This is a genomic window from Dietzia cercidiphylli (assembly GCF_039531545.1).
In the GTDB taxonomy this organism is placed as follows: Bacteria; Actinomycetota; Actinomycetes; order Mycobacteriales; family Mycobacteriaceae; genus Dietzia; species Dietzia natronolimnaea.
Genome location: NZ_BAAAQG010000013.1, coordinates 84,152 through 106,195 on the forward strand (window position 1 = coordinate 84,152; position 22,044 = coordinate 106,195).

Consider the following 22,044-nt stretch of genomic DNA (forward strand, 5'->3'; position numbering starts at 1 on the left):
CCCTCGAGTTCCTGCTCTCGATCGGCGACAACGTCCAGACCACCGCCCTCTCAGGTACGCAGTACTTCACCTTCCTCATCCAGCTGATCCTGATCTTCGGGGTGAGCTTCGAGATCCCGTTGCTCATCGCGATGCTCAACGTCGCCGGAGTGCTCCGGTACGAGGTGCTCGCCAGGTCCCGCCGCGGGATCATCATGGGGATCTTCGTCTTCGCCGCCGTGGCCTCGCCCGGGCAGGACCCGTTCTCGATGCTGGCCCTCGCCGGGGCGGTGTGCATCCTGGTGGAGATGTCCATCCAGTTCGCCCGCATCCACGACAAGCGCAAGAGCAGGAACCGCGAGGAGTGGCTCGAGGTCGACGACGAGTCCGCGTCGCCGCTGGGCCCGTCCGAGCGCCTCGACGGCTCCGGTGCGGTCCGGTCCACCGGCCCGCTGTCCGCACCCGAGCCACTCGGTGGTGCCCGGCCCCTCCAGGCGCCGTCGGGTGGGGCGATGTATGACGACACGCTCTGAGCCCCACGATTCGGGCACGCTGCTCGAATCGTTCCTGCAGACGGAGGGCTTCGACCCGGACCCGTTCCAGCTGGAGGCGTTCACCGCGCTCGACGCCGGCCGCAATCTGCTCGTCTCGGCGCCCACCGGCTCGGGCAAGACGCTCATCGGGGAGTACGCGGCCCACCGGGCGTTGTCCGGCGGCGGCAGGTGCTTCTACACCACGCCCGTCAAAGCGCTGAGCAATCAGAAGTTCCGGCAGTTCCGTCATCGGTTCGGGCCCGAGAACGTGGGGTTGCTCACCGGGGACCACTCGATCGACGCCGACGCCCCGGTGGTGGTGATGACCACCGAGGTCCTCCGGAACATGATCTATTCCGGCTCCTCCGCCCTGCACGACCTGGACTGTGTGGTCATGGACGAGATCCACTACCTGGGTGATCGGTCGCGAGGGGTGGTGTGGGAGGAGATCATCCTCACCCTCGATCCGGCGGTTCGACTGGTGGGCCTGTCGGCGACGCTGAGCAACACCGACGAGCTGGGGGACTGGATCAGCGAGATCCGGGGGGACACCGCCGTGGTGCTCTCCGAGCTGAGGCCCGTTCCGCTCGCACACATGCTCTACACGGACGGGGATCTGATCCCGGTCCGCGCGGCGGCCGACCAACGGCGGCGCACCCGAGGCGGATATCACGACGAGCGGGTCGCGGCCCGGCCCCGAGCGCAATGGGCGCGGCGCCAGGACGTCATCGAGAAGCTCGACGACGACCATCTGCTGCCCGCGATCTACTTCGTGTTCTCCCGGGCGGGCTGCGACGGGGCGGTCTCGCAGATGCGGCGGGCCCGGTTGCGGCTGACCACCGGGGAGGAGTCCCGGCGGATCGCCTCGCACGTCGACGCCGCATGCGCACAGGTGCCCCGACACGACCTGGACGCGCTCGACTTCACCGCCTTCCGGGCCGGGCTGGTCAGCGGCATCGCGGCCCACCACGCGGGGATGCTGCCGCTGTTCCGGACCATCGTGGAGGAGTTGTTCTCGGCGGGTCTGATCAAGGTGGTGTTCGCCACCGAGACCCTCGCCCTGGGAATCCACATGCCGGCCCGCGCGGTCGTCCTGGAGAAGACCACCAAGTTCAACGGCGACACCCACGCCATGCTCACCTCCGCGGAGTACTCGCAGATCACCGGGCGCGCCGGGAGGCGGGGGATCGACACCAAGGGCACCGCGGTGGTGCTGGACCAGCCCGACCTCGACCTGGACGCACTGTCCGCACTGGTCGACACCCCGCGATTCCCACTGCGCAGTGCGTTCACACCCGACTACTCCATGGCCGTCAACCTCGTGGAGCAACTCGGCGTGGCGGAGGCCACCTCGCTGATCGGCAGGTCGTTCGCGCAGTTCCAGACCGACCGCACGCTGGTGTCCCGGTCCCGGGCGGTGGAACGCAGGACCGATGAGAGGGACCGAATCCGGGCCGATCTCGAGGACGCCGGCGGAGACCGGCAGCTCGACGAGTACATGTCGCTCCGTGCGGACCTCGGCCGACTGGAGAAGTCCACCGAGAAGGCGACCCGGGACGACCGGCTGGACTCCGTCCGCGCGGCGATGCTCAAACAGACCGCGGGTTCGGTGATCACCGTGGGCCGCAAACGGTTCGGCATGGTCGCCACGGTGCTGCAGGTCCGCACCGATATCCCCGCCGACCCGGCACTGCTGTGCCTGACCGACACCGGCTGGACCGGCTGGCTGCGCCAGCAGGACTTCGCGGCACCCCCCGTCCCGGTGGGGAGGGTCGATCTGCCCCGCGGCCGACGCAAGCTCGACGGGCGGGCCAAGCGGGCGCTGGTCCATCGGATGGAGGGACTCCGGGGTAAAGCCCGGGGTCGGATGAAGAACGCCGGCGGCAAGCCCGTCCGCAAGGACCCGCGGATCGCCGCGGCGCGCCGCGCCGTGCGCCAACACCCCCTCCACGACGACCCGCTGGTCGACTCGCTGGCACGTCTCCACGAACGCTGGGCCCGGGCAGCGGCGGACGTGGCCGAGCTCACCGCCGAGGTGGAATCCGACTCCGACTCCCTGGCCCGCCGTTTCCGGAGGATCGTCGGTCTGCTGGAGCACCTGGGTTACCTGGAGGACCGGGAGGGCGAGATCCGCGCCACGGACGCCGGCCGCCTTCTCGCGGGTGTGCACACCGAGCAGGACCTGTTCGTGGCCGAGTGTCTCCGACGCGGCGTGTGGGCCGGGCTGGACCCGGCCGGGTTGGCGGCGGTGATCGCCACCGTCGTGGCCCACCCCCGCAGTGACGCGGTGGTCCGCGAACCCTCCGACGAACTGCTGCGCGCGGCCCTCGCCGAGACCGAACTCGTCGCCGCCGACGTCGCCGCGACCGAGAAGGCTCACCACCTGCCCTCGACCCCGGATCTGGACGCGGGGCTCGCACCGGTCCTGCACCACTGGGTGTCGGGTGGCGCGCTGTCGTCGATCCTCGCCGCCTCGTGGCAGGAGGGCGTGGAACTCACCGCCGGGGACTTCGTTCGCTCCGCGCGGCTGGTCGTGGACGTCCTGGCCCAGGTCGGGCAGGTCGCCGAGCCCGATCTCGCGCGGACGGCACGGTCGGCCGTGGGGTCCCTACGTCGCGGGGTCGTGCTCGACCACACGGTCTGACCCCCGTCGCGCCATCCCTCCACCGCGCAGTCGCGCCATCCCTCCACCGCGCAGTCGCGCCATCCCTCCATCGCGAAGAGCGTTCCGCACACATCGTGCGAGAAGAGGGTGTGCGGAACGCTCTTATCGATGACTGGCGCTGGTGATTTCCGGCGCGGGAGATGACCGGCCCCGGGCCTGCAGGGGACCGGCGACGGCTCTCAGGCCGGGTCCAGGACCGAGGCCGCCTTCTCCAGACGCCCGATCGCACGCGCCTGTCCCGTGGCCTCACCGAGGGCGTCCAACCGCGCCCGGTCCACGTGTCCGCGCCGGCCGTCGGTATCACCCTCGAACTCGAACTCGAACCCGCGACCCCGCAGACGGACCACTCCGCGGGCGGCGGTCAGATAGTCGGTGGCCTCGAGAACCGCCTTCCGCTGCCGGGCGGTGAGACCAGATCCGTCGTCCTCAGCGGCCTCCACGATGCCGTCGAGGCCCCCGTACTCCCGCACGAGGGAGGCCGCGGTCTTGGTGCCGATCCCCGCCACCCCCGGCAGGCCGTCGGAGGCGTCACCGACGAGTACCGCGTAGTCGGCGTACACGCGCGCGTCGTCGCCGAGGGGAAGATCGAAGCGCTCCGCGACGACCTCGGGGGTGTACGCGAGTCGCTTCTTCATCCCCGCCCCCACGTACACGACCGTGGTGCTCGCCGACGCCAGCTGGAACAGGTCGCGGTCGCCGGTCACCACCAGCACCTCGCGATCACGCGCGGCAAGTTCCGCCAGGACGTCGTCGGCTTCGGCGTCGGCGGCGGACGCCTGCGTGATACCAGCGGCGGTGAGGATCTCCCGTATCGCGCCGACCTGCGGGTGGAGTGAGGCGGGCGCGTCCTCCCCGCCGTCGTCCCCGACACGGTGGGCCTTGTACGACGGAACCAACCCCACACGCCAGTCGGGGCGCCACTCGCGGTCCAGGGCCGCCACCAGTCCGGCCGGCGAGTACTCCTCGAGGAGCACCGACACCATGTCGCAGAATCCACGCACCGCGTTGGCCGGTGCGCCGTCGGGTCCGGTGATCTTCTCCGGTACCGAGTGGAACGCGCGGAACCACAGGCCGGCACTGTCGAGAACCATGAGCGGGCCCTGGGACACCGCGCCTCCTCGGGTCGAGTGTGGGCCGGGTATCGACCTGGCGTCAGAATAGTCCTCCCCGTGAGAGGGCGAGGTGACAGTGGTCCGCCGGGAGCGGACGGCGGGCGCCCGCGACGCCCGACGACCTAGGGTGGGGGGATGAGCACCGGCCCCTCGGACACCCACGCCCGGCGACTGACGGCGGTGCGTGATCGAGCGCGCGAGCTCGGGATCGATCACGTGGTGGTGTACTCGGGCGAGGACATGGACTACCTCACCGGCGAACGCATGGAGTCCCACGAGCGGCTCACGGCCCTCGTCGTGCCCGTCGGGGACGGAACGCCCCTCCTCGTGCTCCCTGCGCTCGAGCTCACCGGTGTCACCCGCCGGGCCGCCGCCCGGGTGGGCGCGGACATCCATCCCTGGGCGGACGGTACGGACGCGGTCCCTCTGGTCGCGGGCACGGTGTGGGGCCGGATCGCCGTCTCGACCGCGCTGCCCGCGCTCCATCTCGTCCCACTCCAGCTGGGTGTCGACGGTGAGGTGATCCTGGCCTCGGAGGTGATCGACCACGTGCGGGCCGTCAAGACGCCGCACGAGCTCGACCAGCTCGCCGAGGCCGCCCGCCGTATCGACGCGGTCCACGCGCGGATGGGTGAGTTCCTCGAGGTCGGTCGTAGCGAGGAGCAGGTGGGTGAGCTGATCTCCGCCGCGATCGTGCAGGAGGGGCTCACACACGCCGAGTTCGTGATCGTCGGCTCGGGGCCCAACGGCGCCGACCCGCACCACGGGGTCTCAGACCGCGTGATCGAACCGGGGGACATCGTCGTGGTGGACATCGGCGGGCCACTCGAGAGCGGGTACCACTCGGATTGCACCCGCACGTACTCGATGGGGGCGCCCGACCCCGGGATCGCCGAGGCGTACGCGGTGCTGCAGGAGGCGCAGCGTCTGGCCCGGGAGGCGGTGCGCCCGGGCGTCGCGATCGGCGAGGTCGACGCCGCGGCCCGCGAACACCTCGCGGCCGCGGGGCTCGGGGAGTTGTTCCTCCACCGCACCGGACACGGGATCGGTCTGGGGCTGCACGAGCCCCCGTTCGTCGCGCCCGGGGCCGACACCGTGCTGGCGGAGGGCATGGTGTTCTCCGTCGAGCCCGGGATCTACACGGCGGGCGGGTGGGGTGCCCGTCTCGAGGACATCGTCGCGGTGACGGAGGACGGCCGGCGTGACCTGAACACCGGTGACCGGGGTCTCCGGGTCCTCTGATCTCGCGCCCCGGTCCGTGTCCTCGGCCGGCGATCCCCGGGGAAGCTCTAGCGTCCGAGCCCGGTCCCGGTGAACATCTGGGCGGAGCCCAGGACCCGGTCCACCTCGATCGCCACCACGACGCGCTCGGGATTGGGCTTCGGTTCGCGGTAGCGCAACCCGTATCGGCGCTCGCCCTCGCGGACCGAGGCCTCGTCGGTGAGCAGCCGCGCGTGCCCCTCGAAGGTCAACCAGCGGCCGCGGTCGACGTGGGAGACCGCTGCCCGCCCGCCGCGCGCGGCGTTGCGCGCCTTCTGCGATCCCCGCCGGGTGATCACGCGGGCCAGCCCCGACTCGGGGTCGATGGTGAAGCCCACCGCCACCACGTGCGGTGAACCGTCGCGGCGGAGGGTGGTGAGCGTGCCCAGGTGGTACTCGGCGAGGAACTCGTGGGCGTCGGGGGAGAGGTCTGCCAGTGTGCGGGACATAGCGGCGAGCCTGCCACAGCGAGCCGACGCGGACCGCGACGACGTGCGTGGGACAATTCCCTCATGTCCACCCCAGCAGCCCCCTCGCCCCGGCGCGCACCGGGTGGCGAGGTCGTCGTGATCTTCGGTGGCCGGAGCGAGATCGGTCTGGCCGTCGCCCGGCGTCTCGCAGACGGATGCACGGTCGTCCTCGCCACTCGCCCCGGACGGGACGTCTCCGCGCTGGCAGCCCCCCTCACGGCGGCCGGGGCGGTGGCCGTCGAGATCATGGACTTCGACGCCGACGACCTCGACTCTCACGCCCGGGTCGTGGAGGATGTCGAGTCCCGGATCGGTGAGATCTCGATCGCCGTGCTGGCGTTCGGGATCCTGGGCGATCAGGAGGTGGCCGAGAGAGACGCGGCGACTGCGGCCAGGATCCTGCACACCGACTTCGTGGCCCAGGCCGCCCTGCTCACGGTTCTGGCGGAGCGGATGAAGTCCCGGGGGCGCGGGGTGCTGGTGGCGTTCTCGTCCGTCGCCGGCCAACGGGTCAGGCGGGCGAACTACGTGTACGGCTCCGCCAAGGCCGGTCTCGACGGTTTCGCCTCGGGGATGGCCGACGCCCTCCACGGCACGGGCGTGACGCTGGTGATCCCCCGCCCGGGGTTCGTGATCGGCCGGATGACCGAGGGGATGGACCCCGCCCCGTTCTCCTCCACTCCCGACCAGGTGGCCGACGCGGTCGTCGATCGGGTGCGGGCCCGTCGGGCCGGGGTGGTGTGGATCCCGTGGCAGCTGCGGGTGATGTTCGCCGTGGCCCGGCTCGTGCCGCAGCCGCTGTGGCGACGGATGCCGCGGTGAGCGCCCCCGCCGCGGATGACCGCGCCCGGTGACCGCCCGGTTCATCGGCGTCGGACCCGGCGCCGCGGATCTGCTCACCGTCCGCGCCTCCCGGTTGCTCGCCCGCTGCGGGACCTGTCTGTTCGAGGGCGGTCACGTGCCCGGCGAGGTGCTGGCCCTCTGTCCGCCGACGGCCCGTCTGGTGGACACGACAGGAATGCCCCTCCCGGACGTCGTCGTCGAGATCCGGTCGGCGTGCGAGCGGGGCGACCGGGTCGTCCGGCTCATCCCGGGGGATCCGTCGTCGCACCACGAGGTGGACCGGGAACTCCGCGCTCTCGATGCGGCGGGAATCGGGTGGCAGATCGTCCCCGGTGTCCCCGTGTTCGCCGCGGCGGCCGCCGCTGTCGGGGTCGACCTGTCCGCACCCGGAGGAACGGGATCGGTCCACATCACGGGGTCGGTCCACCACACGGGGTCGGTCCACAACACCGGGTCGGTCCACAACACCGGGTCGGTCCACAACACGCCGGTGGGCGACCAGACCCTGCCGGCCCAATCGGGCGGGGAGCCGGGATCGACCCTTCTGACCGGGCGTTCGGACCTCACCGTGGTGACCCACGTGGGTGCCCCGCAGCTCGCCGAGGTGATCCGGGGGCTCGCGCACGCCCACGGATCCGGGTGCCCCGCCGGGATCGTGATGTCCGCGGGCCGGGAGGACGAGACCACGGTCATCGGGACGCTCGGGGACATCACCGACCGCCTGGTGGGTACCGATCTCCCTGCGGAGATGGTCGTGATCGTGGGACGGCCCCTCGGGCACCGGAAGGACAACGACGCACGGCCCCTCGGGCCCCGGGAGGACGGCGACGTCTCCGTGGCCGGCCGCGGACCGGCCCCGGTGGCGAGCCGGTCGCCCGAGCCCACCCCTGCATCGGTGCCGCGGTCCGTCGTGACGACGTCGACCGCCCGGATGCCCTCGGACACCCCGGGCCGGATCCTCGTCCTGGGCGGGACCGGCGAGGCCCGCGGTCTGACCGACCTCATGGTGACGGCCGGGCTCGACGTGGTGACCGCTCTGTCCGGCGCGACGTCCCGCCCGCGGTTGCCCCGGGGAGAGGTACGGATCGGGGGGTTCGGGGGGGCCGACGGCCTGGCCCACTGGCTCCGCGGGAACGACGTCAGCGCGATCATCGACGCGACCGACCCGTTCGCCACCCGGATCTCGGCCACCGCGACCGGCGCCGCCCACGCCACCGGCACCCCCCTGCTCCGGGTGCATCGCCCGCCGTGGACGCCGGAGGACGGCGACCACTGGATCCACGTCACCGACACCGAGGCGGCCGCACGGCTGGTCCGGGAGCGTTTCCGGCGCCCGATGCTCACGGTGGGACGACGGGGCCCGACCGCCTTCGCGGGCGACACCCGGGGGTCCTACCTGATCCGCTGCGCCGAGCCGCCACCCGGGCCGCTCCCGCACCGCTACCTGCTCGTGCTGGACCGGGGGCCGTTCGGTCTCGAGTCCGAGCGGACCATCATGTCCCGACACCGGATCGACGTCCTGGTCACCCGCAACACCGGGGGGCAGGCGTCGGTCGCCACGCTCCATGCTGCGCGCGACCTGAGGATCCCGATCGTCATGGTGGACCGGCCGGCCGGCGCACAGCCCGACCCCGTCGGCGTCGGCGACTCCGGACCTCTCATCGAGACCGTGCACTCCGTGGATGACGCGGCCCGCTGGCTGGTCCGGCGCTTCGGCTCACGCTGACCCGGTCACCCAGGGCGACGAGGCGTCGAAGACCATCCCCATCGGCGCCAGCACCCGCACGACCTGTTCGGCCATGTCCTCGGTGAGTTCGTGGAGGCCGATCACCCGGTCCGCGGAGACCGTGCTCGGGCGGTCGACGGCGCCCAGGAACTCGGCCAGACGCGCCGGGACGATCCCGTGGGGTACCACCGCGAGGAGGCTCACGAGCCCGTCGATGGTGTCTACCCACCCCACGGGGGGCACCTCTACGGCGGTAGTGGCGGCGGGACGGGGGGAGGGCGTCAGGTCTGCGTCGGTGGCGACGACGACGAGGTGGTCCGGCGCGTCCGGATCGCCGACAGCCCTCACCGCGTCCGGGCTCCAGAGGAGCGCGTCGGCGAGATCCGCGAGGACCCGCGGGGCGTCGGTCGCCGCGATCTCCGACCCCTCCCGCTGTCCGGGGAGGTGCACCCGGACGTTCCCGTCGGGGCCCCCGCCGACCACCGCGAGATCGGGCGAGTGGGCCAGGACGTCCCCGGACCCGTCGTCGAGGCCCACCAGCAGCGAACGACGCGGCACGGGCATGCCGGTACGCCCGACCATCTCCGCGCACAGCCGCTCGGCCAGGTCGGCCAGGTCGTGGTGGCCGTGGAGACGACCGGCCATGGGCGAGGCGATGACGTGGGGGAGACGCCGGTCCCCGACGATCGGGGGCAGTCCGGCCGCGACGAGGTCGGACCGGGACAGCGGCTCACCGCCCGCGCGCCTGACCACGACGCCGCCCTTCGGTACGAGTCCGATGTCACCGCCGTGCTCGGCGGCCACGCCCGCCAGGGTCGTCCAGTCGGCGGGACGCAGCCGGCCGCCCGGGAAGCGGGCGACGGCGTCGGGGGGAGAGTCGGTCATGGGGTGCCAGCTTAGGCGCCCGGCAGGCGGGGGACCGGACCCCCGTCTGGCGACTCAGGGATAATCGGGGACATGACCGCACTGCTGGCCACCGGAGGCCGCGTCCTCACCCCCTCCTCACGTGACGCCACCGCCCTGGCCCACGAGAACGGCCTGGTCGTGTGGGCCGGCTCCGACGCGCCGGGACCCGCGCTGTTCCCCGGCGCCGAACGCGTCGATCTCGACGGGGACTGGGTCGCGCCCGCGTTCGTCGAGTGCCTCTCCACCGGCCTGGACCTCGATGCAGCCGCCGGCGACGGAGTGGTCGCCGCCCCCGTTCCCGGATCGCACCCGCTCGACGCCGTGGGCGACCGGATCCGGGCGGGGGAGCGGGTGGTCCTGGACACCCATGAGGGCCCGGCGCGGATCGCGGACGAGCTCACCCGGCTGGCCGGGGATCTCGGCGGTCCGGCGGTGGCGCGGTGCACCCCGGTGATCATCGGGATGACCACACGGATCGACGACGGGACACTGGCGGCCCTCGCGACGGTCGGCACGGTTCTCCTGCTCCGGCCCCTCGTGGACGACCTCGCGGGGTGCGACCTCGTGCGGATCGCCGGCTCCGGGGTCGCGCTGGCCGCATCGATGCGGGTCGATGACGCGGTACGGCCGTGGGACACCCTGCGGGCGCTCACCTCGGTGCCCGACGGACGGGGTCTGTCACCACGCGCCGCGTTCACCGCCCTGACCCGGGGCGCCCGCCGCGCCGCCGGGGCACGCGACGGGACGGCGGGGACCCTCACCCCCGGGGCGTCGGCGACCTACGCGAGGTGGCGGACGGGAGAGTTGGCGGTGGTCGCGGCCGACGACGCCGTCCAACGCTGGTCCACCGATCCGAGGTCCGGTGTCCCTCCGATGCCCGACCTCTCGGGACCGGACCCGGTACTGCGCGGGCTGGTCGTCGACGGCGGGTCCACGGTGCACACGCGGTGATCCCCGTCCTGCTACGCGCGGTGGGGGCGGCCGCGGCCGGAGCGCTGTTGGCCGCGTCGTTCCCCCCTGTCGGCCTGTGGTGGGCCGCACTTCCCGCCATCGCCCTGCTCGTCGTCGTCCTGTCCCCGTCCCGTGGGCCGGCGCCCCGTGCGCGGACAGGCGCGCTCCTCGGGTTGGTCGCCGGCATGGTCTTCTTCCTGCTGCTCGTCCCCTGGGTGGGCTTGTACGTCGGCGCGTACGCCGCGTGGGCACTGGCACTGGTCGAGGCGCTCTACCTCGCCGCGTTCGGTGCCGGGGCCGTGGTGATCCTCCGGGCAGGGCTCGCGCCCGGGCGGCGTCCCGGTCTGCGCGCGGTGGGTGCGGCGCTCGGCGTGGCCGGCTGGTGGTCGGTGTGGGAGTGGGTCCGATCCTCCTGGCCGTGGGGTGGTTTCCCGTGGGGTCGGCTGGCGTTCGGCCAGGCCGACGGCCCGTTGCTGCCGTTGGCCGCACTCGGCGGGACGCCGCTGCTCGGATTCGCGGTCGCGGCCACGGGCACCGCGATCGGGCTCACGGTCCTGCTGGTCGCGCGCCGCCGCCAGCCGTTGCGCGCCGCCACGGGGCTGCTGGCCGTCCCGCTGGTCACCGTCGGACTCGTCGCGGTCGCCGCGGTCGACACCACGACCGGGTCACCGGGGGAGACGGCCGACGTCGCCGTCATCCAGGGCAACGTCCCCCGCCTCGGGTTGGACTTCAACGCCCAGCGTCGCGCGGTCCTGGAGAACCATCTCCGGGTGACCTCGGAGCTCGCCGACGACATCGAGGCCGGCACGGCGGCCCGGCCCGACCTGGTGCTGTGGCCGGAGAACGCCTCCGACATCTCGCCCCTGGCCGACCGTCTGGCCGGCGCCCAGATCACCTCCCTGTCCCGGCGCCTGGACGCCCCGATCCTCGTGGGCACCGTCCTGCCGGTCGGGGACGGCCCCGAGGCCACCAACTCCTACCTGGTCTGGGACGGACGATCGTCCGACTCCGCCGCCGGTCCGGTGGTCGACCGTCACGACAAGAAGTACATCCAGCCGTTCGGGGAGTGGTTGCCCCTCCGCGCGCCGCTGGAAGCGCTGTTCCCGATCGCCCGGACCGCGGGGCACTTCGTCCCGGGTGACGGCACCGGGCTGATCACCGCGGCCGGGATCGACCTCGGTGTGGCCATCTGTTTCGAGATCGCCTTCGACGCCGCGGCCCGTGAACCGATCGCCCGCGGCGCGCAGATCCTCACCGTGCCCACCAACAACGCGACCTTCGGCAGATCCCCGATGACCTACCAGCAACTCGCGATGTCGCGGGTCCGGGCCGTCGAGCACCACGTCCCCGTCCTCATCGCCGCCACGAGCGGGGTCAGCGCGGTGATCGGCCCCGACGGTGAGGTGCGCCAGGAGACCGGGATCTTCGAGCCCGCGACACTGGCGGCGCAGGTCGAGTTGGGGACCGCCGGTACGATGGCAACCCGACTGGGCGGCATTCCGCAGATGGTGAGCTGTCTCATCGGGCTCGTCGGCCTGGGATGGGCGTTGATCCGCACCAGGCAGCGACCCGCGACCGAGCACGAGGAGACGTAAGTGACCGATCCGATGGCGCCTCCGCCCGCCGCTGCGTCCGCGCGGACCCTGGTGATCATCCCCACCTACGACGAGCGAGACAGCCTGCCGGGCGTCGTCGAGCGTCTGCTCGCGTCGTCTCCCGACGTGGCGGTCCTCATCGCCGACGACAACAGCCCTGACGGCACGGGGGAGGTCGCCGACCGGCTCGCCGCGCAGGACGCGCGGGGGCGGATCACCGTCCTGCACCGCCCGGGCAAGCAGGGACTCGGGGCCGCCTACATCGCCGGATTCCGCTGGGGCCTGGAGCGCGGCTACACCGTGCTGGTGGAGATGGACGCGGACGGCAGCCACCCGCCCGAGCGGCTGCCCGCGATGCTCGCGGCGGTCGACGCCGGCGCGGACCTGGTGATCGGGTCGCGCTACGTGCCCGGCGGCAGCGTGGAGAACTGGCCGTGGCAGCGCCACGTGATCTCCCGCGGAGGCAACGTCTACTCCCGGATCATGCTGGGCGTGGGCATCAGGGACATCACGGCCGGCTTCCGGGCCTATCGCAGCGAGTCACTGATGCGCCTGGACCTGGAGGCCATCGAGTCGAAGGGCTACTGCTTCCAGATCGACATGACCTGGCGGCTGCTGAACTCCGGGGGCACGGTCGTCGAGGTCCCGATCACCTTCACCGAGCGCACCGTCGGGCAGTCCAAGATGAGCGAGTCGATCTTCCGGGAGGCCGCCGTGAACGTGGCCCGCTGGGGCTGGGAGAAGCGGCGCCGTCAACTGACGTCACTCGTCCGGCGCTGAGCCGGCGCCCTCCGGAGCCGACCTGGCACCCCTGGACGCAGGACGCCCCGGCCCCGTGAGGGGGCCGGGGCGTCCTTGCCGGGTCGTGATGCCCGGCGTCAGGATGCTCAGCGGGCGCCGGCGCGCCGACGCTTCTTGAGGATGTCCATCCGCTCCTTGAGCAGGTCCTCGAGGTCGTCGAGCGAGCGACGCTCGAGGAGCATGTCCCAGTGGGTACGCGGCGGCTTGCCCTTCTTGACCTCGACCGCCGGACCGTCGATGAGCTGGCCCTCCTGGCCGTTCTTGCACATCCAGGTCCCGGGGATCTCGGCGTCATCGGCGAACGGGACCTCGTACACCTCGCCGTTCTCCGTCTGGTACTTGGCCATCCGCCGGGGCGCGAGATCGGTGTCCCGGTCGGTCTCGTAGCTCACCGCACCGAGGCGGCTGCCTCTGAGGACTCGATCTGCCATGCGAACTCCTTCTACCGTGTTCGTCCGTCTGTCCAGCTGCCTGCGACACGACGCTGCCGTGTTCCTGGTGATGTAACGCCAGGTGACCCCCCAAATGTTCCCACGGGATAGGGCAGCAGGCCAGCCGGGGACCGTCTCGGTACCCTGACCTCCGTGGACACCGACGCCCCCGCCGCTCAACCCCCGCCTCGGCGGGGCGAGGCCTCGTGCGCGTGGTGCGGGCGTCCGGTGGACGAGGGCGACACGGGCCGACGACGACGGTACTGCCGCCGGTCGTGTCGTCAGCGCGCCTACGAGCAACGGCAGTCTCTGCGGGTCCGCGAACTGCCGGAGGGGACCGTGGTGCTCTCGGAAGCCGAGTCGACGGACCTCATGGACCGGATGTTCCAGCTCAGGTGCGCGTGCGAGGACCTGCGCACCGCGATCCTCGAGGGAGAGGACGCCACCGAGTTGGCCCGGATGTCCGGTGACCTGGTGGACGCTGCCCGGCGCGCCGAACGACTGAGGTGAACCGCGACTGAGGTATCCCTCCCCGGCGGGGTGTCCGGCACCTACGGTTGTCCGCAGACACCCCAGCGAGGAGACGCCCCGTGAGTGAGCACATCGCCGATTCCCATGACGTCATCCGCGTCCGGGGGGCGCGGGAGAACAACCTGAAGTCGATCAACGTCGACCTGCCCAAACGACGGCTCACGGTCTTCACCGGGGTGTCCGGTTCCGGCAAGAGCTCACTGGTCTTCGCCACGATCGCCGCCGAGTCCCAGCGGATGATCAACGAGACCTACAGCGCGTTCCTCCAGGGCTTCATGCCCACCCTCGCGCGCCCCGACGTGGACCTCCTCGACGGCCTCACCACCGCCATCGTGGTGGATCAGGAGCGCATGGGGTCCGACCCACGTTCGACGGTCTGCACGGCCACCGACACCGGAGCCCTGCTGCGCATCCTGTTCAGCAGACTGGCGGAGCCGCACATCGGCGGACCCAAGGCGTATTCGTTCAACGTCGCGTCCGCCAGCGGGGTGGGCATCCTGACGAAGGCGGACGGCACCCGGCAGAAGGCGGAGTTCTCCATCACCGGCGGGATGTGCGCCAGGTGCGAGGGGCGTGGGTCGGTGTCCGACTTCGACGTCGACGCTCTGGTCGACCGGTCCAGGTCCCTCGCCGAGGGGGCCATCACGGTACCCGGGTACTCGATGGACGGGTGGTACGGACGCATCTACGCGGGGTCCGGCTTCTTCGACATGGACAAGCCAGTCCGCGATTTCACCGAACAGGAGATGCACGACCTGCTCCGGAGGGAACCGGTCAAGATCAAGGCCGACGGGATCAACGTGACCTTCGAGGGGCTCATCCCGAAGATCCAGAAGTCGATGCTGGCCAAGGACGTCGAGGCGATGCAGCCGCACATCCGGGCATTCGTGGAGCGAGCCGTGGTGTTCACCACCTGTCCGGAGTGTGACGGCACCCGCCTGAACGAGGGCGCACGATCGTCGCGGATCGGCGCACTGAACATCGCCGATGCCTCCGCCATGCAGATCACCGACCTGGCCGAGTGGCTTCGCGGGGTCTCCGAACCATCGGTCGCCCCGCTGCTCGCCGCGCTGCAGCACACCCTGGACTCCTTCGTGGAGATCGGATTGGGCTACCTCTCCCTGGACCGGCCGGCCGGCACGCTCTCCGGTGGTGAGTCGCAGCGCGTCAAGATGATCAGACACCTGGGGTCGGCGCTGACCGACGTGACCTATGTGTTCGACGAGCCGTCGATCGGTCTGCACCCGCACGACATCCAGCGGATGAACGACCTGCTGTTGCGGCTGCGTGACAAGGGGAACACCGTCCTCGTGGTGGAGCACAAGCCGGAGATCATCGCCATCGCCGATCACGTGGTGGACCTGGGGCCCGGTGCCGGGTCCACCGGTGGCGAGATCTGCTACGAGGGGTCGGTCGCCGGCCTCCGGGGAAGCGACACGGTCACCGGCCGCCACCTCGACGACCGCGCGACGCTCAAGGACGGGGTCCGCAGGGCGACCGGCCACCTCGAGGTGCGGGGCGCGACCGCCCACAATGTCCGGGACGTGGACGTCGACATCCCGCTGGGCGTGCTGTGCGTGGTGACCGGCGTGGCCGGCTCCGGGAAGAGCTCGCTCATCCACGGGTCGGTCTCCCCACGTCCCGGTGTGGTCGCGATCGACCAGGCCGCGATCCGCGGGTCCCGCCGCAGCAACCCGGCCACCTACACCGGGCTGCTCGAGCCCATCCGGAAGGCCTTCGCCAAGGCAAACGGGGTCAAACCCGCCCTGTTCAGCCCCAACTCCGAGGGCGCGTGCCCCACGTGCAAGGGGGCGGGCGTGATCTACAGCGATCTCGGTCTGATGGCGGGGGTCGCCACGACGTGCGACGACTGCGAGGGCCGGCGCTTCCAGGCCGAGGTCCTGGAGTACCGGTTGGGGGAGCGCAACATCGGTGAGGTCCTGGCGATGTCGGTGGCCACGGCAGAGGAGTTCTTCCGCGAGGGACCGGCGCGGATTCCGGCCGCGCACAAGATCCTGCTCCGGCTCCGCGACGTGGGACTGGGCTACGTCCGGCTGGGACAACCGCTGACCACGCTGTCGGGAGGGGAGCGGCAACGTCTCAAGCTGGCCGCGCAGATGGCGGACAAAGCGGAGGTCTACGTGCTCGACGAACCGACCACCGGCCTGCATCTGGCCGACGTCCGGAACCTGCTGGGCATGCTCGACCGGCTGGTGGACGCGGGCAGGTCCGTCGTCGTCATCGAGCACCACCAGGCCGTCATGGCCCACGCGGACTGGATCATCGACCTCGGTCCCGGGGCCGGCCACGGTGGCGGCCGCGTCGTGTTCGAGGGCACGCCCGCCGAGCTCGTGGCAGCCCGGTCCACGCTCACCGGTGAGCACCTCGCGCGGTACGTGGCGGAGGGTGTCGAGCCCGCGATCGGGTGAGGGGTACCGGCGATCACCCCGCCTTACCGAACCGCTTGTGCAGTGCCTGCTTGCTCACTCCGAGGACGACTCCGATCTCCGCCCAGCTCAACCCGTGCAGCCGAGCGTGTCGGACCGCCGCCGACTCCTCCCGGGCGAGCGCCGCCCTCGCCTCCGCGATCGCGGCCAGGCGGGCGACCGGGTTCGGCGTGTCTTCCTCGTGGTCGTCGGCGTCGTCATAGGTCGTGTTCACATTTCTCACCTCGTTCGTCAACCTACGTTGACAGCACCGGGCGCGTCAATCAGAGTTGACGGTCCGGTACGGCGGACTAGGGTCGTGGTCATGCCCACCAACCGATATCCCGAGATCGCGTTCGGTCCCGCCGCCCGTGCACGGCAGGAGTCGACGGGCGTCACCAGGCCGACGGAGACCGGCGAATTCGCCCTGGAGGGCACGGACTCCGCGCTGATCCGGCGCGCCGACCACTTCCTCCTCTCGAGCGTCACCGAGTCCGGGTGGCCGTACGTCCAGCACCGCGGGGGACCCACCGGGTTCGTCCACGTCCTGACGCACACCTCTCTCGCGTGGCTGGAGTTCCGCGGAAACCGTCAGTACGTCTCCGTGGGGAACATGGACCACGACGGGCGCGTCTGTCTGCTCTTCGTGGACTATCCCACCCGGGCCAGGCTCAAGGTTTTCGGTCACGCCCGGGTCATCGAACCGGACCGGGACCCGGACCTGATCGGGCGCCTGCGTTCGATGGGGGAGAGGACCTACACCGGGCATGTCGAGAGGGCGATCGTCGTGGATCTCGTGGCCGCCGACGCCAACTGCAGCAAGCACATCACGCCGAGGTGGGATCGCGCGTACATCGATGACCTCACCGAGGTGTACCGCCGGCAGATCGACGAACTGCGGGAAGGGTGAGACGTGGGAACCTTCGACATCAAACGGGAGCGCAGGGACCTCTACAACGGCACAGTCGCGAGGTTCGACCTGGTCGAGGTACCACCGATGCGATTCCTCACGGCCGACGGCTCGGGGAACCCCAACACCTCCGCGGACTACGGCAAGGTGCTCGAGGCGCTGTACACGTGCTCCTATGCGGTGCGGGCGGTGGCCAGGGTCGAACTCGGGCGAGTCCACACCGTCGGCCCGCTCGAGGGTCTCTGGTACGCCGACGACCTCGGGGTGTTCACCGCGCGGGACAAGGACGCCTGGGCGTGGACCATGATGATCTGGCAGCCGGACTGGGTCACCGAGGACATGGTGGCCTCCGCCGTGGAGACGGTGACCCGGAGGAAGCCTCACGTCGCGGTGGACCGGGTCCGCCTCGAGGAGTTCGCGGAGGGCCCGGCCGTCCAGACCCTGCACGTCGGACCGTACGACGCGGAGGGTCCGGTCATCGCCCGGATGCACGAGGAGGCCATCACCGGTCGCGGCCTGATCGCCTCGGGGCACCACCACGAGATCTATCTCTCCGACGCGCGCAAGACCGAACCGGCTCGGCTGCGGACGATACTGCGCCAACCCGTGGCGAGCGCCGCGGAGCAGTGATCGGGTGCGGGTAGAAAGAACTCATGACCACCTCCGACGGATTCCCCGATGCCTCTTCCGATGACGCGAGCAGGTTCGTCCGAGCCTCAGGGCTCGTCATCGACGAGGTGACCGCGACGAGCCTAAGGGGCCATGCGCTTCTGGGCGAGGACCACCTCACCGCGTGGGGGACCGTCCACGGGGGTGTCTACGCCAGCATCGTCGAGTCCGCGGGCGGCGCGGGCGCCGGAGCCGCCGTGGCCGACCGGGGCCAGATCGCGGTCGGCGTCCACAACGGCACCGACTTCCTGCGGGCGTCGACCGGCGGGCGGGTCGACGTGAGCGCGGAAGCGTTGTTCCAGGGGCGCGGTCAGCAGCTGTGGGACGTGGTGATCCGCCAGTCCGAGAGCGGCACGGTACTCGCGAGGGGCCAACTCAGGCTGCAGAACGTTCCGCGGCCGGATCCGGCTCGGCACAGCTGACCCCACCCGGGGCCCGGCGGCGCCCCGGACTCACGTCGCGTCGGCACGCTCCAGCGCCGCCACGACATTCCGCGCCAGTCGACGCAGCTCGAGGAGGTCCTCCGCCGGCAGGTCCAGCTTCTCCAACAGGGAGCACTGGATGCGGCCCGCCTCGTCGCGGAGGGCGTGCCCGGCGTCGGTCAGCACGACGGTCACACTCCGGGCGTCCCCTCCCGCCCGGTGACGCGACACCAGTCCGGCGGCCTCCATCCGCGAGATCAGCGGGGAGAGGGTGCCGGAGTCCAGGAGCATCCGGTCGCCCAGCTGTCGGATCGTCAGACCGTCCTCCTCCCACAGGGCGAGCATCACCAGATACTGGGGATAGGTGAGCCCGGCCGAGGCCAGGGCCTCCCGATAGGCCGCTGTCGACGCCCTGGAAGCGGCGTAGAGGGCAAAGCAGACCTGCTGGTCGAGGCGGAGATCGGCGTCCATCTCCCCATTGTCCCGCAGAATTCGATTGCGCACAATTGAGTTGTGCGCAATACTTCTGTCATGGAGCACACCCCAGGTACGCGACCGGCCGGACGCACCGGCACCCGGATGACACGACGCCCGGGCCGGGCCGGCGAGGTGATCCGTCACCTGGGACGCTGGACCCTCGGCGCCGCACTGCTGGGCGCCGGCGTGGGACACCTGACCACCATGCGGCAGGAGTTCCAGGCCCAGGTGCCCACCTGGGTGCCCCTGGACCCGGACTTCGTGGTGCTGGCCTCCGGTGTCGTCGAGATAGGACTGGGCGCCGCCCTCATCCTGGCGCCGACGAGGTTCCGGCCCGCCGTGGGGTGGGTCACCGCCGGCTTCGTCGTGGCGATCTTCCCCGGCAACATCTCGCAGTACGTCACCGGCACGGCCGCCTTCGGACTGGACACCGACCGCGCCCGCCTCATCCGACTGTTCTTCCAGCCCCTCCTGGTGGCGTGGGCACTGTGGTCCACCGGGGCATGGAGAGCGTGGCGCGGCCGGCGCGGCTGACCACCGGCACCGGTGCGGTCAGGGCGGCCCGGGTGAGGCGGGTCGACCGGGCGTCCTCACGGCGGGCCGGGGGAGAAGAACCGCCAGATCTCGCCGGGCGCGTCGTACCGGGCCCCACCGTCGCGGCCCCACCTGCCGGACAGGGTGGGGAAGGAGTGCCCCACCCGGTCCACCATCACCAGGCGCACCGGATCCGGGCCCTCCCAGGTGATCGTCTCGGCGTCCCCGTCCCGACTGACCGACGGGGACGACCCGGCAGCGGCGACCCCGTTGTGTCGGGCGAACCACTCGGCGCCGTCCACGGCGGACAACACCTCACCCCGCGACTGCGCGGCGAGGCCCGATCCCACGCGGACCTCGCCACCGTCGATCGGGTTGATCGGGTCCTGCCGCCCCTGGACAAACATGATCGGAACCGGCTCGCCACCGACCCCGCAGTCCAGGTTCTCCCGGGTCGGGGGATTGGCGGCCACCGCCGCGACGCCGTCGACGAGGTCCGGCGCCTCGAGGGCGAGTCGCATGGCCATGTGCCCGCCGGCGGAGAAGCCCACCGCGTAGACCGGACCGGTCGTCCCGAGCGACCCGGCGGCCTCCCGGAAGAGCCCCACGTCGTCGAGGTCCTCTTCCTTCGCAGGCCAGTCGCCCTCCCTCCGACACTCGTTCCAGTTGTTCTCGTGGCCGTCGACGTAGACGATCGCGAAGCCCTCTTCGTCGGCCAGGCGCTCCAGGTCGGGGCCTATCCCGTTGCGGATCCCCGAGCCGGTGTCCCCGGTCCCGTGGATGACGAGCAGCACCGGCGCCGAGGGATCGCCCTCCGCCGCCGGGGGACGGTAGACCGTCCACGTCCGGGTCAGGTCGTCCATCACCGTCGAGTGGCTGGTCAGGTTCCGCGACCCATCTGTGGGGATCGACGCGGACGGGGAGCGATCGCCGGACTGCCCTGCACACGCGCCCGTCGCGATCGCGAGCACGAGGCATACCGCGGCCCGGAGGGGTCGGGGGAACGTCGACTCTGTCATACCCCGAGTCTGGCGCATCTCGCGCTCACCCGTCCCGGCGGACGGCCTCTGGATACACTCACAACCCATGGACATCGATGAGTATCGTCGCCACGACGCCCTGGGCCTGGCCGACGCGGTCAGGTCGGGAGAGGTGACGGCGGGCGAGTTGCTCGAGGTCGCGTTGCACCGGGCGGACGCCGTCAATCCGCACCTCAACGCCATCGTCCAGCGGATGGACGACCGGGCCCGGGAACGGGTGGCGGGGCCGCTCGACGGCCCCTTCGCCGGCGTTCCCTTCCTCATCAAGGACCTCGGTCAGGACTACCGCGGGGTGCCGACCAGCGGAGGCTCGCGGCCCCTGTCCCGTATCCCGGCGGCCGAGCATTCGACAGTGGTACAGCGCTGGCTCGACTCGGGCCTCGTCATCTTCGGCAAGACCAACACCCCGGAGTTCGGCGCGAAGGGCATCACCGAACCGGACCTCTTCGGTCCCGCCCGCAACCCGTGGGATGCGAGCAGGACGCCCGGAGGTTCCTCGGGAGGGTCAGCCGCGGCGGTCGCGGCCGGTGTCGTCCCCGTGGCGGGGGCCAGCGACGGCGGCGGTTCGATCCGCATCCCGGCCGCCTGCTGCGGCCTGGTCGGGCTCAAACCGGGCCGCGGCCTGGTCCCCATGGGGCCGTCGGTCGGAGAGGCGATGCACGGTGCTGCGACGAACGGCGTGATCTCGCGCTCCGTCCGCGACTCCGCGGCGATGCTCGATGTGTTGGCGGGCGGGGAGCCGAGCGGACCCTACCTTCCCGGGGTGCCCACCGAGAGCTTCCTCTCCCAGGTCGGTCAGGATCCGGGACGGCTGCGGATCGGTGTGTGCACCGCATCCTCGATCAACTCCGAGCCCCACCCGGAGGCCTTGGCGTCGGTGGAGGCGGCCGCACGGACGCTGTCCGACCTCGGTCATGACGTGGAGATGCTCACCGAGCAACCGGTCGACGACCTGGCGTTGGCCCGCGACTTCCTCGCCACCTGGTTCGTGGTCCTGGCGTGGCAGGTCGACGACGCCAAGCGGCGCACGGGGTGCCGGGACGGTGACTTCGAGCTCGACACGCAGATCATGGCGGCCCTCGGACGAGCGCACAGCAGTGTCGAGTACGTCGACACGGTGATGCGTCGACACGAGCACGTGCGGCGGTTGTCGGCCTTCTTCGACGGCTACGACCTCCTGGTCACGCCCACGCTGGCCGACCTGCCGCCGCATATCGGCGCGCTGGACACCCCTCGACTGGCACACCGTGCGGCGACCGGGCTACTCAAGACCCGGACAGCCGGCCTGCTGCGACGCTCGGGGCTCGTGGAATCGATGATCGACAACAACCTCAACTGGATCCCGTACACCCAGCTGGCCAATCTCACCGGCCGACCGGCGCTCTCGCTGCCTCTGCACCGGACCCCGGAGGGCGTGCCCATGGGGGTGCAGTTCATCTCACAGCTCGGGGGTGAATCCATGCTCCTGCGCCTCGCCGGTCAGCTCGAGCAGGCGGTGCCGTGGGATCACCGGCGGCCGCCCGTACCCGCCGGCGCGGGGCGACCTCGATAGCTCGGGGAACGTCACCCGGCAACACGGGGAGTGCCCCTGGAAACGTCACTGTGACGTTGTGAGCGCAGCCAGCCAGCCGCCCCGGTGCCGCCCCGAAGAGCCGGCGATTAACCCGTCAGGTCGGGTTCCACCCGTCTGACTGGTTCCGCCCGCCAGAGTCCACGCCCGGCGGTACCGGGTGACACCTCGGGGCCAGGCCACCCACAGGGCG

At 71.5% G+C, this 22,044-nt stretch carries 22 protein-coding genes; 15 read left to right on the forward strand and 7 right to left on the reverse strand.

Going from position 1 to position 22,044, the window contains the following annotated elements:
* Both tatC and ABD250_RS13455 read left to right on the forward strand, forming a co-directional pair.
* Positions 1-512: twin-arginine translocase subunit TatC (gene tatC, locus ABD250_RS13450; protein ID WP_344392772.1), on the forward strand; the 512-nt coding region annotated here is incomplete at its 5' end.
* Positions 496-3,156, forward strand: a complete 2,661-nt coding sequence (locus ABD250_RS13455; protein WP_182657954.1) for a DEAD/DEAH box helicase — start codon at positions 496-498, stop codon at positions 3,154-3,156. The genes tatC and ABD250_RS13455, both read left to right, overlap by 17 nt.
* Positions 3,157-3,356: 200 nt before the next feature.
* On the opposite strand, the gene ABD250_RS13460 is transcribed toward ABD250_RS13455, so the two are convergent.
* Complete coding sequence (locus ABD250_RS13460; protein ID WP_182657955.1) at positions 3,357-4,286, reverse strand: 5'-3' exonuclease H3TH domain-containing protein; 930 nt, start codon at positions 4,284-4,286, stop codon at positions 3,357-3,359.
* A gap of 138 nt (positions 4,287-4,424) precedes the next feature.
* On the opposite strand from ABD250_RS13460, the gene ABD250_RS13465 reads away from it, so the two are divergent.
* Positions 4,425-5,531, forward strand: coding sequence for a M24 family metallopeptidase (locus tag ABD250_RS13465; RefSeq protein WP_182657956.1), 1,107 nt, complete (start codon positions 4,425-4,427; stop codon positions 5,529-5,531).
* A 47-nt stretch (positions 5,532-5,578) separates the two neighbouring features.
* On the opposite strand, the gene ABD250_RS13470 is transcribed toward ABD250_RS13465, so the two are convergent.
* Entirely contained in the window at positions 5,579-5,998 is a 420-nt protein-coding gene (locus ABD250_RS13470; RefSeq protein ID WP_182643907.1) for a pyridoxamine 5'-phosphate oxidase family protein, read from the reverse strand.
* Positions 5,999-6,061: 63 nt separating this feature from the next.
* Between ABD250_RS13470 and dprE2 the strand changes: the two genes are divergently transcribed.
* Positions 6,062-6,841, forward strand: a complete 780-nt coding sequence (gene dprE2, locus ABD250_RS13475; protein ID WP_182657957.1) for a decaprenylphospho-beta-D-erythro-pentofuranosid-2-ulose 2-reductase — start codon at positions 6,062-6,064, stop codon at positions 6,839-6,841.
* A 28-nt stretch (positions 6,842-6,869) separates the two neighbouring features.
* A complete protein-coding gene (locus tag ABD250_RS13480; protein WP_344392773.1) occupies positions 6,870-8,588 on the forward strand; it encodes a cobalt-precorrin-6A reductase in 1,719 nt (572 codons plus the stop codon).
* Here ABD250_RS13480 and ABD250_RS13485 read toward each other — a convergent pair.
* Positions 8,580-9,473, reverse strand: coding sequence for a precorrin-3B synthase (locus tag ABD250_RS13485; RefSeq protein ID WP_344392774.1), 894 nt, complete (start codon positions 9,471-9,473; stop codon positions 8,580-8,582). The genes ABD250_RS13480 and ABD250_RS13485 overlap by 9 nt on opposite strands.
* Positions 9,474-9,545: 72 nt before the next feature.
* Between ABD250_RS13485 and ABD250_RS13490 the strand changes: the two genes are divergently transcribed.
* The 3 genes from ABD250_RS13490 to ABD250_RS13500 are packed head-to-tail and all read left to right on the forward strand — an operon-like array spanning position 9,546 to position 12,820.
* Positions 9,546-10,445 (forward strand): amidohydrolase, encoded by a 900-nt coding sequence (locus ABD250_RS13490; protein ID WP_344392776.1) that lies wholly within the window; start codon positions 9,546-9,548, stop codon positions 10,443-10,445.
* Positions 10,442-12,040 carry an apolipoprotein N-acyltransferase gene (gene lnt, locus ABD250_RS13495; protein ID WP_344392778.1) on the forward strand — a complete coding sequence of 533 codons (1,599 nt, stop codon included), beginning with the start codon at positions 10,442-10,444 and terminating at the stop codon, positions 12,038-12,040. The genes ABD250_RS13490 and lnt overlap by 4 nt, the downstream gene beginning before the upstream one ends.
* Positions 12,041-12,052: 12 nt before the next feature.
* Positions 12,053-12,820, forward strand: a complete 768-nt coding sequence (locus tag ABD250_RS13500) for a polyprenol monophosphomannose synthase (protein ID WP_182658410.1) — start codon at positions 12,053-12,055, stop codon at positions 12,818-12,820.
* Positions 12,821-12,927: 107 nt separating this feature from the next.
* On the opposite strand, the gene ABD250_RS13505 is transcribed toward ABD250_RS13500, so the two are convergent.
* Positions 12,928-13,272 (reverse strand): RNA polymerase-binding protein RbpA, encoded by a 345-nt coding sequence (locus tag ABD250_RS13505; RefSeq protein ID WP_179525251.1) that lies wholly within the window; start codon positions 13,270-13,272, stop codon positions 12,928-12,930.
* Between the two features lie 153 nt (positions 13,273-13,425).
* Between ABD250_RS13505 and ABD250_RS13510 the strand changes: the two genes are divergently transcribed.
* Both ABD250_RS13510 and ABD250_RS13515 read left to right on the forward strand, forming a co-directional pair.
* A complete protein-coding gene (locus tag ABD250_RS13510) occupies positions 13,426-13,782 on the forward strand; it encodes a hypothetical protein (RefSeq protein WP_179525250.1) in 357 nt (118 codons plus the stop codon).
* 80 nt (positions 13,783-13,862) lie between these two features.
* On the forward strand, positions 13,863-16,232 hold the full coding sequence (locus ABD250_RS13515) for an ATP-binding cassette domain-containing protein (protein ID WP_182658405.1): 2,370 nt from the start codon (positions 13,863-13,865) through the stop codon (positions 16,230-16,232).
* 13 nt (positions 16,233-16,245) lie between these two features.
* Here the strand turns inward: ABD250_RS13515 and ABD250_RS13520 are convergent, their stop codons facing one another.
* Positions 16,246-16,464, reverse strand: coding sequence for a sigma factor-like helix-turn-helix DNA-binding protein (locus tag ABD250_RS13520; RefSeq protein WP_182658406.1), 219 nt, complete (start codon positions 16,462-16,464; stop codon positions 16,246-16,248).
* 90 nt (positions 16,465-16,554) lie between these two features.
* Between ABD250_RS13520 and ABD250_RS13525 the strand changes: the two genes are divergently transcribed.
* Genes ABD250_RS13525 through ABD250_RS13535 form a run of 3 tightly spaced genes read left to right on the forward strand, consistent with a single transcriptional unit; the run spans position 16,555 to position 18,230 of the window.
* Positions 16,555-17,139, forward strand: coding sequence for a pyridoxamine 5'-phosphate oxidase family protein (locus ABD250_RS13525; protein ID WP_179525247.1), 585 nt, complete (start codon positions 16,555-16,557; stop codon positions 17,137-17,139).
* Between the two features lie 3 nt (positions 17,140-17,142).
* Positions 17,143-17,769, forward strand: coding sequence for a GyrI-like domain-containing protein (locus tag ABD250_RS13530; protein ID WP_182658407.1), 627 nt, complete (start codon positions 17,143-17,145; stop codon positions 17,767-17,769).
* Positions 17,770-17,792: 23 nt separating this feature from the next.
* Positions 17,793-18,230, forward strand: coding sequence for a PaaI family thioesterase (locus ABD250_RS13535; protein ID WP_182652349.1), 438 nt, complete (start codon positions 17,793-17,795; stop codon positions 18,228-18,230).
* 30 nt (positions 18,231-18,260) lie between these two features.
* Here ABD250_RS13535 and ABD250_RS13540 read toward each other — a convergent pair whose 3' ends face one another.
* Positions 18,261-18,701 carry a MarR family winged helix-turn-helix transcriptional regulator gene (locus tag ABD250_RS13540; protein ID WP_179525244.1) on the reverse strand — a complete coding sequence of 147 codons (441 nt, stop codon included), beginning with the start codon at positions 18,699-18,701 and terminating at the stop codon, positions 18,261-18,263.
* Positions 18,702-18,809: 108 nt separating this feature from the next.
* Here ABD250_RS13540 and ABD250_RS13545 point away from each other — a divergent pair, with 108 nt between their 5' ends.
* The gene (locus ABD250_RS13545) at positions 18,810-19,241 is read left to right on the forward strand and encodes a DoxX family protein (RefSeq protein WP_182658411.1); all 432 of its coding nucleotides are present in this window, start codon (positions 18,810-18,812) and stop codon (positions 19,239-19,241) included.
* Positions 19,242-19,297: 56 nt separating this feature from the next.
* On the opposite strand, the gene ABD250_RS13550 is transcribed toward ABD250_RS13545, so the two are convergent.
* Positions 19,298-20,260 carry a CE1 family esterase gene (locus ABD250_RS13550; protein ID WP_182658408.1) on the reverse strand — a complete coding sequence of 321 codons (963 nt, stop codon included), beginning with the start codon at positions 20,258-20,260 and terminating at the stop codon, positions 19,298-19,300.
* A 67-nt stretch (positions 20,261-20,327) separates the two neighbouring features.
* On the opposite strand from ABD250_RS13550, the gene ABD250_RS13555 reads away from it, so the two are divergent.
* Complete coding sequence (locus ABD250_RS13555; RefSeq protein WP_182658409.1) at positions 20,328-21,833, forward strand: amidase; 1,506 nt, start codon at positions 20,328-20,330, stop codon at positions 21,831-21,833.
* The last annotated feature ends 211 nt before the right edge of the window (positions 21,834-22,044 follow it).